The following is a 16,443-nucleotide window of genomic DNA, read 5'->3' on the forward strand; positions in this document are numbered from 1 at the left end:
GCTCTGACCGAGCGGGACGACGACCAGGGGGAGCCATGGGGAACGGCTGGCAGATCGAGCCCGCGGGCGTGCAGACGACGCTCACCGACACCGAGACCGCGGCGACGAACCTCTCGACCGCGTTCGACGGTCTCGCCGACGCGCACGCGGCGCTCACGACCGCCGTCGGCGACGACCAGGCGGTTGCCGGCGCCGTCGCGGCACTCATCGAGAGCCACTCGGCCCTCCTGACCCGCGTGGGCAACCACATAACCGCCGGTCTGGCCGGCGCTGCCACCGCGACCCTCGCCTACTACCACGGTGACGAGGAGATGGCCGCGACGGCGCAGACAAACGCGATCCGGGCCTCCAGTACCGGTGATTTGTCGGCCTTCGACCTGGGTGGTGACCAGTGAGCGGCCAGTGCCGCGCCGACGGCCTGATCGACCCGGACGCGATCCCCGGCGCGAACATCGACGCGGCGAAGGTCGAGACCGCCGGCACGGCGTTCTCGACGTCGGCCACCGACGTCGAGACGCGCGGCGGCGAGGTGAAGACCGCCTGGGCGAAGCTCGGCAGCAGCTACACCACGCCGGACTCCACCGAACTGCTCGCGGTCATGGACGGCGTCGAGACCGACACCGCCGCACTCGCCGCGACCCTGCAGAAGGCGTCGACGTTCATCGGCGACTACGCGACGGCGGTCGCGCCCATCGCGAAGCGGCTCGTCGAGCTGAAGGCCGAGGCCGAGAAGTTCGTCGAGAAGGCGCTGAAGGGCAAGACCGTCGGCCCGTGGGACCCGGAGCACCCCGCCAACCAGGGCATCGTCGGGCTCGTCCAGAACTTCGGCGAGGTGCTCGACGACGTGCACCTGCCGTGGGACCAGTACACGCCGTACGTCGACGAGAACAACGAGCTGCTCACCAAGGTCGCCGAGCAGGAGACCAAGCTCTCCGCGGCTTCCGCCGAGTGTGTCAACGCGATCAACGGGCTGCGCACCGACATGTGCCTGGCCCCGGTGCAGGCCGTCGACTACACGGCGGCCGTCAGGGCGAACGAACCGATGCCGTGGGGGAGCACCGGGCGCGGTGACCAGTCGTGCCAGGAATCGTTCGACTCCGGCGTGTACGACGCCGCGAAGGGCACGGTCGAGGGACTCGGCGGACTGATCGGGTACAACTCGCAGACCGGCGAGTGGGGCGACGGCGACTGGGCGGCGCAGTCCTGGAAGGGCTTCGCGGAGTCCCTCGGACTGATCGTCCTGTTGGGCAGCCCGCCGCTGCTGATCGCCGCGGCGCTCCCCAAGGGCGTCCTGCCGGATGTCGTCGGCGACACCGCGCGGAACATCATGGACCAGCAGAAGACCCTCGTCGAGGGCTTCGTCGGGTCGCCAGAGGACTGGCGGGACGACCCCGCACACGCCGCCGGTGGTGCCGCGTTCAACATCGGCACGCTGTTCATCCCCGGCGCGGGCGAGATCGGCGCGGGCGCGAAGATCGCGGCGCTCGGGTCGCGGCTCGCGGTGCTCGGGGCCGACGGCAGCAAGCTCGCGCTCATCGGGTCCAAGGTCGCTGCCGCCGGCACCACGATCGTGCGGGTCGGGGATGCGCTGTCGAGCCTGCCGGGCAAGGCGTTGTCGGGGGTCTCGGACCTGCTGGCGCGCGGGCGTGGCGGGTTCGCGGATGCGCTCCGGGGGCTCGGGGACAAGATCCCGACCGTGAAGGTCAGCGTCGAGCACGCCATGGCGACGCCGGACGGGTTCGGGGTGGGGCTCGGACGGCCGCACATCGAGGTGGGAAACCCGGGTTCGGGTGGGCACTGGTTGCACTCGGTGGCGGATCACGTTGAGCCGTCGGGGACACACAGGGGTGGACACGGTGATCAGGTGGTCGAACCAGCCGCGCCGCCTGCTCGTGACCCCCACACGGCGATCGCTCCGGGGGACCAGCCGGTCATCGGACGCGTGGAACTCCAGTCTGATCACGCGACTGCGACGTGGGAGCTGCTGAAGCGCAACAAGCCCGGAATGGCCGAGCAGCAGTACTTCACCGGGATTCACCAACCAGGTGACGGAACTGTGCCGGAACTCGTGATCCGGACCGATGACGGGAGAAAGGTAGCCCTGGACGGCTTCCGAGTGGAGGCCGGTGAACGCGTCTTCATGGACACGAAGGGCGATCACTCGTTCTGGTACACGTTCAAGAAGTGGACGCCCGAGCAGTTGTTCGCGAAGGACGGCGCTGAGATCGACAAGGTGGTGTCGAACATCCGCCGGCAGCTTCAAGCGATCGAGGACGTCGGTGGCGGCCGACTAGAATACATCGTGACGGACAGACGCTTCGGCGAACTCCTCGATGACACGCTCGTCGACCAACGGCTCGACGTCGATGTGATCATTCGGTCGATGCCATGACGACGGACGGAAAGAATTGACCTCGATCTGGACCACGCAGCAGCCTTCGATCCGGGTCCAGTGGGGAACCCGGTCGTTCGACGCAACTGGGGTGATTGCGGCGTTGCGAGAGTCATTGAAGGTGTTGGCGCTCTGCGGACCGCCATTCGCTGGCCCTTGGACCCTCCTCGACCCCTCCTCCCAAGACGCGGACGGCTCGCGTGTCGACGAGCTCGCCGACTCCGATGTCGAGCTCCTCATCGAACGAGGAGTTGCGCGTAACCATGATGGTCAGCCATTTCCTCAAGACGGTTACGGTGTGACGTTGGTGAGCATGCCGAGCGAGGGTGTCGGGGCCTCCTTGCGACTGCATGTCGGCGCGTCGGTGACTCGGCACATCGTGAACGAAGTTGCAGTGTCACTTCGGGCGCTCGAACCAGGAGCGTCAGTAGACCTCCGGGACTCCTTCGGAAAGCATCAGGCCGAAGTCGTCCGGAGACTCGTCGAACTCTGGCACGCCGATCTCGCGCAGGTCTCCGTGCGCGACGCCAACCGGAGTCAGAAACGATTTGCAACCCTCATCGGTCTGACCAACTTCTTCCGCGGAGACCACAGTCCCGTTTTGTCCGCGATCGACCTGCCGACGGCAGCCAAGACGACGGTCGCGGACGGGGGCACGTGGCTCATGATCGATGACGACTCCGACGACTTGGTGACAACAGTGGCGAGCATCGTGGCGACCGCCGATGTCATCGAGGATGCCGGCGGCCTCATCATCTCTTCTTGATCGCAGTCGTGGACTCGCATGACGGCGCGTAGCGGTGGCCAGACCATTCGGCAGATCGTGTTTCGAGGGACAACGGCCGGCGAGCCGCGGGCGATGATCACCCCGGACCCACGTGCCTGGAATGCGGCGACTCTCCGTCGCACATCCTCGTCGCTGGGCGGTCTGCTCACAGCAGCGTTCTACCCGTCGTGGGGATGAACTACGACGATGCGCCTGCCCCTCTGCGGGACGCACTCGAAGTCTTCTCGGAGGCTTCCGCGATCACAATCCGATCCGAAATCCGGAATATCCTCGATTCCGGTAGCAGCGCATGATCATCGGCGGGAAGATCCGAACACCTCGGTGTACCTGAGCCTGGAGATACAGCATGTTGGTCGCGCTGATCGTGGGTCGATATTCTTGATCCACTGGGGACGGGACGGTGTCGAGCACCTGCATCAAGTCCGCGTCACGAACCACGTCTCGCATGAGGCGGCAACAAGGGCCGGAGGCCTCGCCGATTGAGTTCTGTATCTGACGTCATCGACCAACAGAATGCGCTCGCGATCCTCACGTTCGACCGGCTGGGATCAGGGTGGCAACGTTCGACGAGTGTCTTCGTCAGTCTCGGCGTGACCGCGCGGATCGAGCGGGCCGTCGACACTGGCGTTGCAGTCATTCACACCCCTCCCGCTGACCTCGCGGAATTCGAGGCGTGGAGTCGTCTGCGCGAAGTCATGGCCGAACCAGAACAGGGTGCCTGGTTCACAGGGCGGCTGCGCCTCGATTCAAGTGGTGCTTACCAGTTCGAGTTCTCCTGGGACGACGAGCCCCGATGGCCACTGCTGATCGACATCGATGGACAGCTCGTGGACTCATTGCCGGTGGAGAATTCGGAATTGCGAGAAGACATGGTGATGCATCCGCGGCCTGCGGCTACGACACCACCATGGCTCATCGAGCGTCTCGGCGCATCTCCGCTGCACTTCTCTGACAGGTGGGACGCGCGACTCGAGCCGCTCGGAAGCAGCCCGAACTGGTCGATTGTCCGGGAAATGGTCCGTGACACGATCCAGCTGCTCGGCGATGATCGAGATGCCGTACTGGAACGTGATGTGATCACCGAAGCGGTTTACAGTGAATTGCTGGCATCGACACGGGTGAGTCAGATGATGCGCTTACTCCGAGATGCGGCGGCAGCTGGTGTGGTCGACGAGCCGGCGCAGCTGAATTCGGACGAGGGTGGCCCGTCGCGAGACGCGATCAGCAACGACCAAGCGTTCCATCGCAACGTCGTCGTGCTGCTGTCGCTCATCGACCAGCTCGCGGACCAGGAGATCGCGAACGTCGTGAAGTCTTGAGAAGCGCTCCGGGACCACTCCTCCTGGTACGACTTCAGGAATTGGTCGCTTGAGAAACCTGCTGTCAAGGACCGCGGCGAGATCCTGAGCACTGTCAAGCAAAGACGTCGGCAAATCGAGGCCATCGATCAACTCGGAGGCGGTGAGCCTGACTGCATTGTGACGGACGAGCGCTTTGCCGCACTTCTCGACGATGCCGTCGATCATGCGAACCCCGACCCGGATGTAGGAGATCAAATCGCTGCCCGACGGGCGGACCCGCGAGTACGAGGTGCCGAATCAAGCACATCCGACTCACCCGCTGAAGCTCGATGACTTCAGCAATGTCGATGGGTGCCCGACTGCACCGAGGTGAAGGGCAACTACGGGTGGTTGCAAAGCCTGTCGCCGGCCCGGAAGGCAGAGATGATCGAGGGATGGGCCAAGTCGGCCATGGCCAAACTCACCGCGCTTGAGGACCCAAACGTGCAGTTGGGATGGGTATTCACTCGGGATCCGGATATCGCAGCAGCATTCGCCCACGCGATTCGACGACTGAGGAATGTATCGGTAGAATACATCGAGATGCCTCGCGATTTCAAGGGATGGTGAGCGTGCAGACCAATGTCACCGACTGGTACCTCGTGGCAGACTGGGATGCAAGGCCCGAGTCTGCGGACGTGATCGCTCCGCGTCTGGTTGAGACTTCCGCCGCGATCAAAGTTGCGCTGCGTGTGTTCGATGGAATATGGACGTTCCACGAACGGAACGTCGATAGTGCAGATGAGAGGTCATGGTCGGGACTCGTCGCTTCGTCGCCGTACAAAGTCGACGGCGTTGCGGAACCGGCGCGGGGATTCACGCTTTCATTGGCTTCAGCGATTCCGGGTGGGTCAATGCTGCATGCATCGGTAACGGCTGGTGCGGCGTTCCAGGCCATCATCAACAAACCGAACGAGTTCGCCGTAGACTTTCGTGCTCGCCGCTCCGGTGAGGCGGCAGAAATCGATCTGCCGATCCCCGCGGACGAACGGTTCCGAGACCTTGGCTTGAGGATCAAAGACATCTGGGATGCCTCGGATCTCCGCGTCGAGTTCGACTGAAGTAGACGGTGCTGGGACGACTGCTCGTCCGCAGCCGACCACGTCGACGGGTTCAGCGCGGAACAGTTCAACCTGCGACGTTCCGGGATCCGATTGGCGGGTACTACCTTCATGTAGTCGTCGATAGCCACACGGTCACAGTGATCCTCAGACGCGACACCTCTGCACCGCAGGGCTTCTTCATCAAGACCGCATTCCCAACGCCTCCGGAGGTGTGATGCATGCCTGACATCGAAGATCTGGGTGCAGTAGAACTTCGTCGAACCTTTCCTGCACTTTCGTCTCTTCTCCCTGCGATTTTCTACCCCACCTGGGAGATGGACTATCGTGATGCTTATGAAGCATTCGATGATGCTCTTGAAGGATTTTCTGTGCAGTCCGCAACTGATGTACGAGCAGAGATCGACTCAGTACTCAGTACCGACATGGACGATGCGGCTGTGTCGGCTCTCATCCTCAAGCTGAACGCCAGCGTCGACCCGATGACCCACACCGGATTGGGTGGGCGGGCGTTCCTCGAGGAATTCGCGAACGCAGTCGTAACTCACGTGTTCCGGCCGTCGGCCTAGCGACATCCGCTTCAGCCGCGGTGACAACAACTGCTTGCGTTCACTCCCGGGGACCAGCCGGTGATCGGACACGTCGAACTGCAGTCTGACCACGCCACAGCTCTTGCCAGTCAAGAACTCCTCGATGCGCAGTCGATGATCTGATCATGACCTCGGTCAGCGACCACGTCGAGCGTCGCTGGGGCTCGGTCGACGCGTACCTGCGCGCCTTCGGCCTGCAGGACGACGAGATCGCGCGCCTCTGATGGCGACGCTGGTCGGATTCTGGACGTGACCACGCACTGGAGGCGCGGTGCGGGTCCGACCCGCACCGCGCCTCCAGGCAGATGGTCGCGTCAGCGACCCGCTGGTTCCGTCGGGGACGTCACCAGGCGTAGTCCTCCGGCGAGGTCTCGTGCCCCGGGAAGATCTCGTCGAGCCGGTCCAGCGCACGCTGGTCGAGGCGGATGTCGACGGCGCGGACCGCGGACTCCCACTGCTCCATCGTGCGCGGGCCGGTGATCGGCGCGGTGACGCCGGGCTGGTGCAGCAGCCAGGCGAGGGCCAGCTCGCCCGGCGTGTGGCCGAGCTCCTTCGCGAACGACTCGTACGACTGCAGCTGGTCGCGGTGCGCTTCGACGTACTCGGCGCTGCGGCCGGACAGCCGACGGGAGCCGTTCTCGGTCTTCTCGATGACGCCGCCGAGCAGGCCGCCCTGCAGCGGCGACCACGGGATCACGCCGAGCCCGTACGCGCGGGCGGCCGGCAGGACCTCGCGCTCGACGTCGCGGACCACGAGGTTGTAGATCGACTGCTCGCTCACCAGGCCGAAGGTGTTCCGGCGCTTCGCGGCCTCCTGCGCCTGGGCGATGTGCCACCCGGCGAAGTTCGACGAGCCGACGTACAGGACCTTGCCCTGCTGCACGGCGACGTCGATCGCCTGCCAGATCTCGTCCCACGGCGTCGCGCGGTCGACGTGGTGGAACTGGTACAGGTCGATGTGGTCGGTCTGCAGTCGCTGCAGGCTCGCGTCGAGCGACTGCCGGATGTTGTACGCCGAGAGCCTGCCGCCGTTCGGCCAGTCGGTCATCTCGCCGTAGACCTTCGTGGCGAGGACCGTCTTCTCGCGGCGACCGCCACCCTTGGCGAACCAGCGGCCGATGATCTCCTCGGTGGCACCCTTGCCCACCGAGCCGCCGTAGCCGTTGGCGGTGTCGAAGAAGTTGACGCCGAGCTCGTGGGCCCGGTCCATGATCGCGTGCGAGTCGTCTTCGCTGGTCTCCGGGCCGAAGTTCATCGTGCCGAGCACGGCGCGGGAGACGGACAGACCGGTGCGACCGAGGTGTGTGTAGTCCATGAGACGGGTCTACTCGTGACGCGCTGTCGGCGCCAGGCCCTGTGAGTACCGGTCGGGGCTCGGAGCTGGTTGGTGCTTGGCGCTCGTTGTGCTGGTCGGAGTAGTCAGGGGGGACCACTCGAGAGGAGCAGCCATGCCAGCCAAGGACGAGGTCCCGAGCACCCTGCAGCGGTCTCCGGAGCACGCGCAGGAGATCTTCGAGAAGACACTGGACTCGGCGAACGAGACGTACGGCCCGGGCGAGCGGGCGCACCGCACGGCCTTCGCCGCCGTGAAGCACGAGTACGAGAAGGTCGGCGACCACTGGGAGGAGAAGGAGTCCTCCGGGCCGTCCGACACCGGTGCCGCCGGCTCCCGCGGTTCCGGGAAGACCGAGGGCGGTGTCGACGCGAACGCCTCGAAGGCGCATCTGATGGACGTCGCGAAGCGGCTCGACGTCAGCGGCCGCTCGAAGATGACCAAGGACGAGCTGGTCGAGGCGATCGGCAAGGCGAACGACCGCGCTACTGCAGTGGCGCGGAAGTGACCGTGGGTGCGGTGCTCCCCATTCCCCGGTCGGCATGCGGCGGTGGAGTGAGGGGGTAACGTGCCGACGATGAACATCCCAGCACTCCGCGGCAGCCGGATCCTCGGATTCGGACACCACCAGCCCGAACGCGTCCTGACCAACGATGAGCTCTCGACGATGGTCGACACGAACGACGAGTGGATCCGCACCCGCACCGGGATCCAGACGCGTCGGATCGCCGGGCCCGACGACACCGTGACGTCGATGGCGATCGAGGCCGGACGTCGTGCCCTCGCCGACGCCGGGGTGTCACCCTCGGCCGTCGGACTCGTCATCGTCGCCTCCACCACCCACCAGGACCGCGCGCCGTACACGGCAGGGCGGGTCGCCGCCGCACTCGGCATGACGAACGGCCCGGCACCGATCGACATCAACACCGCGTGCAGCGGGTTCGAGTACGCGCTCGGGCTCGCCGACCAGTCCATCCGCACCGGTTCGGCCGACGTCGCGCTCGTCATCGGGTCCGAGGTGCTGTCCGGCATCGCCGACTGGACCGACCGGTCGACGTGCGTGCTCGTGGGCGACGGGGCCGGTGCCGCAGTGCTCGGGGTAGCCGAGACGCCCGAGATCGGCCCGGTGTCTTGGGGGAGCGTGCCGCACCTGCTCGACGCCGTCCGTGTCGAGGGGTCGCCGGGGCGCTTCAACCAGGAGGGTCGCTCGATCTACCGGTGGGCCATCACCGAGGCCGAGGGGCACGCCCGCAAGGTCGTCGAGGCCGCCGGGCTCTCGATGGACGACATCGAGGTGTTCGCGTTCCACCAGGCGAACCTGCGGATCATCGAGCCGCTCGTGACCGCGCTCGGCGGGGAGTCGAAGTTCGTCATCCGCGACGTCGTGGAGTCCGGGAACACCTCGGCCGCGAGTGTGCCGCTCGGGCTGTCGAAGGCGTGGGAGCGTGGCGACCTGCCGGAGGGGGTGCCGGCGCTGCTGTTCGGCTTCGGTGGTGGGTTCGCCCACGCCGGGCAGGTCGTGACGACGCCGGTGCGGTCCTTCTAGGGCAATTGCACGAACGGCCCGGGCCCGGCTGCTCAGTCTCCGTGCCCGGGCCCCTCTTCGTCGTCGTGCCGGGACCTTCTCGGTCGTCGCGGTCAGCGCTTCGAGCGGGGGTCGTCCTGTCCCGGCTCGGTCCAGAGGTCCTGGTCCTTGCCCGCGCCGCGCTTCCACGGCAGGGCGCGCCGGGTCTTCTCGGCAGGCGGCGTGACCGTCAACACGATCGGGAACTCCGCCGGCGGCATGCCGAACCCCGTCCGCGACGCCTGGATCACCTTGCGCCCCAGGGCGTGGTTCCCCAGACCGCCGACGGCCGCTCCGATGCCGAACGGGAGCGCGCGGCCGAGGACCGAACCACCCTGCCGGATGGCGAAGCGCTTGATGAACTGGTCACGCACCTGTCCGCCGATGCCGTTGACGACCTGCTTCGGCAGCGAGGATGTCACCATCTCGCCCCAGAACGCCGTCCGGGCCTGACCGCCGGCGGCCTGTCCGGCGAGCTGCTTGATGAGCTGCGTGCCCGGCGCGCCGAGGATCATCGCCATCACCAGCGTGCGGGCGCGCTCCGGGTCGTCCAGTGCGATGCCGTGCACCTCGGTCACCGACTGTGCGAACAGCGCGGTGGTCTCGAGGAACCCGACCGTCTCGGCGCCGCTCAGTCCGAGTGCAGCGGCCATCCCGACTCCGGGGATCACCGCACTCGCACCGACCGCGGCGCCGCCGGTCGTGACGGCGGCCAGGTACTGCCGCTCGAGGATCTGGATCACCTCGGCGGGGGTCGCGTCCGGCTTGCGGCGACGGATCGCGTTGACGTGCGCGACCACGACGGGGCGCTGCACACTGATGACCCGATCGAGCCACTTGGCCCAGCCCGTGGGCTGGACCTGCTGCGTTCGGGGGTCGGAAGAGGTGGGGGAGACCGGTGCGGTCGGCAGGGGCACGATCGACTGGTCCTTCGGGGCACGGGCCATGCGTTCACCGTACGCCGGGCACGTGAGAGGCTCGCTGGGTGGACACCGACCCCGCGCAGCGAGCACTCGACGACGCCCGTCGTGCGGCCGGGTTCCTGACCGTCCGGCAGGTGGCCGCCCTCGCGCCCGAGGTCCGGGTGCTCGATCCCGCGTCCGTCCTGATCGGGGTGGGCGTGTCGGTCCTGCCCGGGGTGGAGCTGTACCCGTCGACGACGCTCGAGACCCGTCACGGTGGGGTGATCACGCTGGCCGCCGGTGCCCGCCTGGGCCCCGGACCCGTGACCGTCGTCGCGTCGGCGGCGACCGTGCACATCGGCGAGGGTGCCGAACTCGGCCCGGGCCCGGTGACCATCGTGGCCGACGGGTCCGACGTCGTGATCGGTGGTCGGGCTCGCCTGATGGCCGGGTGTCTCGTCGAGGGGCCGGCGCGGATCGGCGCGGGCGCGCAGGTGCTCGGGCCGGTGTCCGTGCGCGACGTCGAGCTCGAGGCCGGCGGCGACCACCGCGAACCCGACCCGGACCACCGCGGCGGCGTGGTCAAGGGCACCGGGCAGGTCCGGCGCGTGCGCGTGGGACTCGGCGAGGTCGTGGTCGGTGGGGTGGTGCACGCCGGTGGGCCGTCCGGTCGGCCGAGGATCGAGCGGCAGCGCACGTACCACCCGGATGCGCCGCGTCGTCCGCGCTGATCGTCGAACAGGCACCCTCAGCACCGGACACCAGCGCGCCGGAGGGCAGCCCGCACCCGGTCGGGCTGCATCAGGTCGGCCCAGGAGAGCCGCACGACCGCTCGGACCTCGGGGAACGACCGGATGAAGTCCTCACGCCGCTTCTCGCGCCAGTGCGCGTCCGCCGTCGATCGCCCGTCGAGCAACACCGGGTCCTCGTACTTCGCACGGCCGTCGACCTCGACCACGACGCCCTGGTCGGGGAACCAGAAGTCCACGACCGCCGTGGCTGATCCGGCCCGGGCGAACACGTGCTGCTGCATCGGCTCCGGCACACCGAGTTCGCGGAAGCGCACGCGGCACACCGACTCCGCCGGCGACCCCGACAGCGCCGACCCCATCCCCACGGCGATCCCCGCCTTGGTCCGGGCGAAGGCCAGCGATGCGTGTTCCGCGTCCAACGCCGCACGGTCGGCGAGCCGACGGGAGAGCACGGCATCGACGACGGGGAGTGCTTCGAGCAAGGAGCGTGTCGCAGCGACGTCGATGGCGGTCCTCGCGGCCGTCGTCGTGGGTGTCGCCTGCTGATCGACGAGGACCGCGGGCGGCCGCCCCTGTGCACCGTGCCGGACGAACCACGCCGTGACACGGGTGTGTGTCGTGGTCGGATCGGTGACGTGCACCTTGGGCGGTGCCGCCCCGATCAACGGGAGTCCGAGGACCGCGCACGCAGACTGGTGTGAGACGACATCGGTCGCTCGGAGTCGGTGCGCCGAGGCACGGACGAGCACGTGGTGCTGCTCACCGGGATGCATCCCGTCGAGTGCGTCCGGGCGGACGAGGACGCCGGGGCGGAGGCGTGCGTACCGTCCGCGGTGGACATCGCGCTCGAGTGCGCGGCGTTCGGCGGAGGTCGTACCCGTCGTGCGGATCAGTTCGACGTCGTTCGCTCTGGACATGGCACCAGGCTCGCCGAACCTCGTGGTCCAGCTCGCGCCATCGCCCGATCTGTGGAGAGCCGGGCGGCGACGACGACCTGTGCAGGACTGACCAGCTGCAATGCGTGTGCATCTTGCGACGATCCACGCGTCGAACGACTCGCGTCCTGTCGCTACATGCACACGCAACCTCTGCGTGTACATCTTCCGACGATCCACGCCGGGAACGACTGGTGGAAGGTCGCAGAACCGGTGCGAAGCCGCGCCGCGTAGCCGCGAAGCCGCGCCGCGAAGCCGCGAAGCCGCGAAGCCGCGCCTACACCCGCGCGAGCTCCGCCCGCAGCGGCAGGTCCTGCTCCTCGAGGATGACCTGCGCGCCCACGGCCGTCCGGGCGTTCACGACGATCGGCGCGAGCAGGTTGACCGTGGTGCCGGACGCCCCGGGGTTCGCGACCACGAGCAGCATCGCGTCGGCGGGGTCGGTCAGCCCGAGCCCGGCGGCCTGCTCGTCGGTGAGCTCCGGCGCGTACGACGGCAGGTGCACCGCGGCGTCGAGCAGGAACAGCCGTGCGTCGTCGCCGACGAGCGTGAACAGCCCTTCGGCGCCGTCGACCGGCGAGAGCTCGAAGGCCGCGGCGGGAGCGAGCCCGAACGGCGGGACGGCGAAGGTCAGGGAGATGCTCATCGGAGGTAGTCCATCAGGGTCGGCTGCAGGACCTTCGCGGTGACGGCGAGGGCTGCCTGGTAGTTGGTCTGCTGCACCTGCAGGTCGAGGACGGCCTTCGCGAGGTCGACGTCCTCGATGCCGGCGCGGCGGCTCTCGAGCGAGACGGTCGCGGACTTCAGCGAGTCCTGTGCCGCGAGGGCGGCTGCGTGCCGGACGCCGACGTCGGCCTGGGCGCCGCGGACGGTCCCGAGCGCCGTGTCGACGTCCCCGATGCGAGCGTTCACGTTCACCCCGTTCTGCAGGTCACTGACGATGGAGTCGATCATGCCGAACACCGAGTCGTCGCCGGATCCGAAGACCGCGGTGCCGGTGGTGTCGACCCGCACCGTGGTGCCGTCGCCGACCCGACGGGACACGTCGGTGCCCGATGCCGCCCAACCCGTCGCGGGGTCGTAGGCGACAGCGGCGGTCGACGATCCCGCGAACACCGAACGGGTGCCGTAGGTGGTGTTCGCACGGGCCTCGAGGTCGGCTTTGAGCGACCGGAACTGCGTGACGAACGCGTCGCGGTCGGTGTCGCTCATGGTGCCGGAGTTCGCGGCCCGCACCGTGAGGTCGCGGACGTTGTTGAGCACCGAGTACACGCCGGACAGCGCACTGTCGGTGGTCGCGAGCCACGCCGCGGCGTCGTTCGCGTTCCGCGAGTACTGCGAGGCTGCGGCCTGCTCCTTGCGCACCTGCATCGACGACGCGGTGCCGACCGGGTCGTCCGAGGGCTTCTGGATCGCACGCAGCGTCGTGGCCTGGTCGGTGAGCTCGGCGACCCGCGCGGCACCGGCCTGCAGCCGGGCCGAGGCGGCCGCCATCGACATCTGGGTGGTCACACGGGTGATCACGATCAGCCCCTCCCGACGAGTCCGACGCGGTTGATGATGGTGTCGAGCATCTCGTCGACCGCGGTCAGGACGCGCGCCGCGCCCTGGTACGCGTGCTGGTAGCTCAGCAGGTTGACGTTCTCCTCGTCGAGGTCGACGCCGGCGCTCGACTGCTGCTGGTTGCGCGCGTTGGTGAGCGCGAGTCCGGTCATCGTCGATTCCGACGTGGCCGACCTGGAGGCGGTGCCCACCCCCGCCACGAACGTCGCCCAGACCTGGTCGGCACCGTCCGACGACGCCCCGAGTCGCGCGAGCGCGTCGGCGAACGAGTCGTCGAGTTCCCCCGCCGCGTTCCGCGTCGCCAGCCCACTGGCGTCCGTGGGGACGACACCGAGTGCCTGGGCGGCGGGGACGCCGGCCGCCAGGGAGAAGAAGGGTGCGCCGGTGGTGCCGGCCGGGGTGGTCCCGGCGGCGTGCAGGGTGTTCACGGTCGTGGCGAGCCGCGTGGCCACGGCGTCGTAGGACGCGGAGGCCTCGGCGAGTGCGCCGCCGGTGCCGGTGCCGGACGCGGGTGCGAGGACCGTGAGGGCGCCACCGATCGAACCGCCGCTCAGTCCGACCGCCCCGGCCGTGCCGGTGGTCCAGGTCAGGGTGACCGCGGTGCCGTCGGCGAGACGTTCGCCGCCGCCGAGGGCGACCGAGCGTGCGTCGGTGCCCTGCACGAGCGGGTTGCCGCCGAGGAGCACGTCGACCGTGCCGTCGGCGTTCGTCCGGGTGGTGCCGCCGGCGAGCGTGGCGATCTGCTGCGTGAGCTGGTCGCGCTGGTCGAGCAGCTCGTTGGCGTTGCCGCCCGAGGCGAGCGCGGTGCGGATCCGGCCGTTCAGGTCGGCGACCTGCTCCGCGGCGCCGTTCAGCTGGGCGACCTGCCCGGTCAGGGTGCCGCGCACCGAGGACCACTGCGCGTCGACGGCCTTCGAGCCGGCGGCCAGGGCGGCGACGACGGTGCCGGCGGCCCCGAGCACGGCACTGGCGGCACCCGGGTCGTCGGGGTGGCTGGCGAGCTCGCTCCAGGACGACCAGAACGCGTCGAGCTTGGCGCTCAGGCCGTCCTTGCCGGGCTCGTGCAACCCGGTCTCGAGGGCGGAGAGCGCCGTGGCGCGGGCATCGGCGTAGGCCGACGAACCGGCGGCGACGCGGACACCGGCGTCGAGCGTCAGGGACGCCAGGCGGGCGATGCCGTCGACCGAGACGCCCTGGCCGGCGAGGGCCGCGGTGCCCCGCATGAACCCGGTCTGGGTCGCGGGGATCGAGTTCTGCGTGACGCGCTGGCGGGTGTAGCCGGCGGTGCCGGCGTTCGCGATGTTCTGGCCGGTGACGTCGATGCCGGCACGGGCGGCTGCGAGGCCGGAGTAGGCGGTCGCGAGGGATCCGAAGGTGCTGACCACGGTGCTACAGCGTCCCCTCGAACAGGCGGGCGCCGTCCTGGCCTGCGCCGGACGTGCCACTGGCGTCGTAGGTGGCGGCGCCGGTGACGGTCCCCGCCAGGGTCTCCTCGGTGGCCTGGGCTGCGGCACGCAGGAACCGGTCGTTCTCGTCGCGCAGGGCGCCGATCTGGGTGGTCAGCTCGACCATCGCGGTGAGGTGCGACGACAGGATCTCGCCCCACGGCCCGTTCGGTGCCGCGGCGACGACGTCCCGCAGGGGAGCGTCGGCGGGGACGCCCCACTCCTCGGCGACCTCGGCGCTCTGCGCGGCGCGCTCGAGACCGGTGCTGCGGAGCCGGTCGAGGACCTGCTCGACCTCGCGGCTGGCGTGCGACACCCATCGGGAGCGGCCCGCGGTGAGCAGCAGCTGCTCCTCCTCGAGCTTGAAGGTGAGCAGTTCGAGCAGCTCGCGTTCGCGCCAGAGCACGGCGGACAGGTCGTTCACGCTCATCAGCTCCTCCCAGGTGGTGGTTCGTCGGGGTGGTCCCCGGTCCGTCATCCTGCGGACACCGGGACCTATCGACTCGGTGACCGCGACCGTAAGCCCCGGCGGCCGAGTGCCGTCACCCGTACTCGTCGACGCTGTGACCCGATGACCCCCGTCGGGGGACAAGAACGACCGTTCCCGACCCCGAGTCCCCCCAAATGCCGACCGGAAACGGGGCCTGACACCCCCGCACTGGGGACGGTTGAGCACCTGTTCAGCGCATTGCCAGCCGATACATTCAGAACGCACCCCGGGGGACACCCGGAACCGCTCGGCAACGATGCGGGGTGCACCGCTCGGAGGGACCCGGGCGGGTCTTCGGCGTACGCACCGGCCATCCGAGGCCGGCGTCCGTCGCGCCCACGGACGGGTGAGCCGACACACGTCAGGTCGACCAGGGGAACAGCATGGACCGCACCGAACGCAACGCGATGATCGTGGAGCACCTCCCGCTCGTGGGCTACATCGTGGCCGACGTCCGCTCCCGGGCGACGCACCTGGACCGCGACGACCTCGCCGCCGTCGGATCGCTCGCACTCGTCGCAGCCGCCGAGGCCTTCGACCCCGCCCTCGGCGTGCCGTTCGGCGCCTACGCCCGCACCCGGGTCGCCGGTGCGCTGGCCGACGACATGCGCTCGGCCGACTGGGCCTCCCGCGGCACCCGGAAGCGGATCCGCGAGACCCTGGCCACGCAGGAGGCCCTGTCCGCACGCCTCGGCCGGAGCGTCGGTGCGCAGGAGATCGCCGATGCCATGGGCGTCGACAAGCAGACCGCCGTCGACGCGATGAGCGACGCCGCCCGAACCGTCGCGCCGCTCGACGAGACCGTGCAGGACCTCGTCGCCGCGGACCTGCCGCTCCCCGGGGACGACCTGCTCGAGACCGAGAAGCGCCGGTACCTCCGCGCCGCGGTCGAGGCCCTGCCGGAACGGATGCGCTTCATCGTCGAGGCCGTGTACTTCGGCGACCGCTCGGTCACCGACGTCGCCGCCGAGCTCGGCATCACGCACTCGGCCGTCTCGCAGCAGCGCTCCGAGGCGATGCGCCTGCTCCACGACGGTCTCGCCGCCCACTACGGCGACGGCACGAGCGTCGAGCCCGCGAGCCGCACCACCGCGGCCCGCCGCAGCGCCTACCTCGCCCGTGTCGCCACGAACGCCGCCGCCGGTGTCGCCCGTGCCGTGCACGACGCCGCGTCCGGCCCGGCCGTCGCGGCGAGTTGAGACGTCGGCGGAAACTTCTCCGCCGATCCCCTAACGACTCCCGGCAACCGGTCGAGAGTCATCCATGTCAGCCCACGGACGGGCCGACGC

The 16,443-nt window shown here is 68.9% G+C and carries 18 protein-coding genes and 1 pseudogene; 12 read left to right on the forward strand and 7 right to left on the reverse strand.

What is annotated here, in order from left to right; translation table 11 throughout:
• Window positions 1–35 precede the first annotated feature (35 nt).
• From DEJ30_RS06740 to DEJ30_RS06760, 8 genes and pseudogenes are all read left to right on the forward strand, one after another.
• Window positions 36–395: a DUF6507 family protein gene (locus DEJ30_RS06740; RefSeq protein ID WP_110859599.1), complete on the forward strand. Its 360-nt coding sequence runs from the start codon at window positions 36–38 to the stop codon at window positions 393–395.
• The gene (locus DEJ30_RS06745) at window positions 392–2,392 is read left to right on the forward strand and encodes a hypothetical protein (protein ID WP_110859600.1); all 2,001 of its coding nucleotides are present in this window, start codon (window positions 392–394) and stop codon (window positions 2,390–2,392) included. The genes DEJ30_RS06740 and DEJ30_RS06745 overlap by 4 nt, the downstream gene beginning before the upstream one ends.
• Before the next feature lie 16 nt (window positions 2,393–2,408).
• A complete protein-coding gene (locus DEJ30_RS17755; protein ID WP_111090866.1) occupies window positions 2,409–3,158 on the forward strand; it encodes a hypothetical protein in 750 nt (249 codons plus the stop codon).
• 500 nt (window positions 3,159–3,658) lie between these two features.
• Window positions 3,659–4,498 carry a hypothetical protein gene (locus DEJ30_RS17760; protein ID WP_146238512.1) on the forward strand — a complete coding sequence of 280 codons (840 nt, stop codon included), beginning with the start codon at window positions 3,659–3,661 and terminating at the stop codon, window positions 4,496–4,498.
• A gap of 333 nt (window positions 4,499–4,831) precedes the next feature.
• On the forward strand, window positions 4,832–5,089 hold the full coding sequence (locus DEJ30_RS17765; RefSeq protein WP_146238513.1) for a hypothetical protein: 258 nt from the start codon (window positions 4,832–4,834) through the stop codon (window positions 5,087–5,089).
• A gap of 2 nt (window positions 5,090–5,091) precedes the next feature.
• Window positions 5,092–5,580, forward strand: coding sequence for a hypothetical protein (locus DEJ30_RS17770; RefSeq protein WP_146238514.1), 489 nt, complete (start codon window positions 5,092–5,094; stop codon window positions 5,578–5,580).
• 221 nt (window positions 5,581–5,801) lie between these two features.
• A complete protein-coding gene (locus tag DEJ30_RS17775; protein WP_146238515.1) occupies window positions 5,802–6,149 on the forward strand; it encodes a hypothetical protein in 348 nt (115 codons plus the stop codon).
• 137 nt (window positions 6,150–6,286) lie between these two features.
• Window positions 6,287–6,394 (forward strand): annotated as a pseudogene (locus DEJ30_RS06760) (hypothetical protein); the annotation flags it as partial.
• A 119-nt stretch (window positions 6,395–6,513) separates the two neighbouring features.
• Here DEJ30_RS06760 and DEJ30_RS06765 read toward each other — a convergent pair.
• Window positions 6,514–7,485, reverse strand: coding sequence for an aldo/keto reductase (locus DEJ30_RS06765; protein WP_110859604.1), 972 nt, complete (start codon window positions 7,483–7,485; stop codon window positions 6,514–6,516).
• 133 nt (window positions 7,486–7,618) lie between these two features.
• Between DEJ30_RS06765 and DEJ30_RS06770 the strand changes: the two genes are divergently transcribed.
• Together DEJ30_RS06770 and DEJ30_RS06775 are read left to right on the forward strand one after the other, a co-directional pair.
• Complete coding sequence (locus DEJ30_RS06770; protein WP_110859605.1) at window positions 7,619–8,011, forward strand: ChaB family protein; 393 nt, start codon at window positions 7,619–7,621, stop codon at window positions 8,009–8,011.
• Between the two features lie 69 nt (window positions 8,012–8,080).
• Window positions 8,081–9,049, forward strand: a complete 969-nt coding sequence (locus tag DEJ30_RS06775) for a beta-ketoacyl-ACP synthase III (protein ID WP_027465501.1) — start codon at window positions 8,081–8,083, stop codon at window positions 9,047–9,049.
• A 92-nt stretch (window positions 9,050–9,141) separates the two neighbouring features.
• Here DEJ30_RS06775 and DEJ30_RS06780 read toward each other — a convergent pair whose 3' ends face one another.
• Entirely contained in the window at window positions 9,142–10,014 is an 873-nt protein-coding gene (locus tag DEJ30_RS06780; RefSeq protein ID WP_181420033.1) for a hypothetical protein, read from the reverse strand.
• A gap of 38 nt (window positions 10,015–10,052) precedes the next feature.
• Between DEJ30_RS06780 and DEJ30_RS06785 the strand changes: the two genes are divergently transcribed.
• Window positions 10,053–10,700: a hypothetical protein gene (locus DEJ30_RS06785; RefSeq protein WP_110859606.1), complete on the forward strand. Its 648-nt coding sequence runs from the start codon at window positions 10,053–10,055 to the stop codon at window positions 10,698–10,700.
• 17 nt (window positions 10,701–10,717) lie between these two features.
• Here DEJ30_RS06785 and DEJ30_RS06790 read toward each other — a convergent pair whose 3' ends face one another.
• From DEJ30_RS06790 to DEJ30_RS06810, 5 genes are all read right to left on the reverse strand, one after another.
• Window positions 10,718–11,638 carry a hypothetical protein gene (locus DEJ30_RS06790; RefSeq protein WP_110859607.1) on the reverse strand — a complete coding sequence of 307 codons (921 nt, stop codon included), beginning with the start codon at window positions 11,636–11,638 and terminating at the stop codon, window positions 10,718–10,720.
• A gap of 295 nt (window positions 11,639–11,933) precedes the next feature.
• Entirely contained in the window at window positions 11,934–12,302 is a 369-nt protein-coding gene (fliW, locus tag DEJ30_RS06795) for a flagellar assembly protein FliW (RefSeq protein ID WP_027465503.1), read from the reverse strand.
• Entirely contained in the window at window positions 12,299–13,180 is an 882-nt protein-coding gene (locus DEJ30_RS06800) for a flagellin (protein ID WP_110859820.1), read from the reverse strand. Before DEJ30_RS06800 ends, fliW begins: the two co-directional genes overlap by 4 nt.
• A 2-nt stretch (window positions 13,181–13,182) precedes the next feature.
• Window positions 13,183–14,604, reverse strand: a complete 1,422-nt coding sequence (gene flgK, locus DEJ30_RS06805; protein WP_110859822.1) for a flagellar hook-associated protein FlgK — start codon at window positions 14,602–14,604, stop codon at window positions 13,183–13,185.
• Window positions 14,605–14,608: 4 nt separating this feature from the next.
• On the reverse strand, window positions 14,609–15,094 hold the full coding sequence (locus DEJ30_RS06810; RefSeq protein WP_071403931.1) for a flagellar protein FlgN: 486 nt from the start codon (window positions 15,092–15,094) through the stop codon (window positions 14,609–14,611).
• Between the two features lie 443 nt (window positions 15,095–15,537).
• Here DEJ30_RS06810 and DEJ30_RS06815 point away from each other — a divergent pair, with 443 nt between their 5' ends.
• Window positions 15,538–16,353, forward strand: coding sequence for a sigma-70 family RNA polymerase sigma factor (locus tag DEJ30_RS06815; protein ID WP_110859824.1), 816 nt, complete (start codon window positions 15,538–15,540; stop codon window positions 16,351–16,353).
• The last annotated feature ends 90 nt before the right edge of the window (window positions 16,354–16,443 follow it).

This window comes from Curtobacterium sp. MCPF17_003, from assembly GCF_003224385.1.
Classification (GTDB): Bacteria; Actinomycetota; Actinomycetes; order Actinomycetales; family Microbacteriaceae; genus Curtobacterium; species Curtobacterium flaccumfaciens.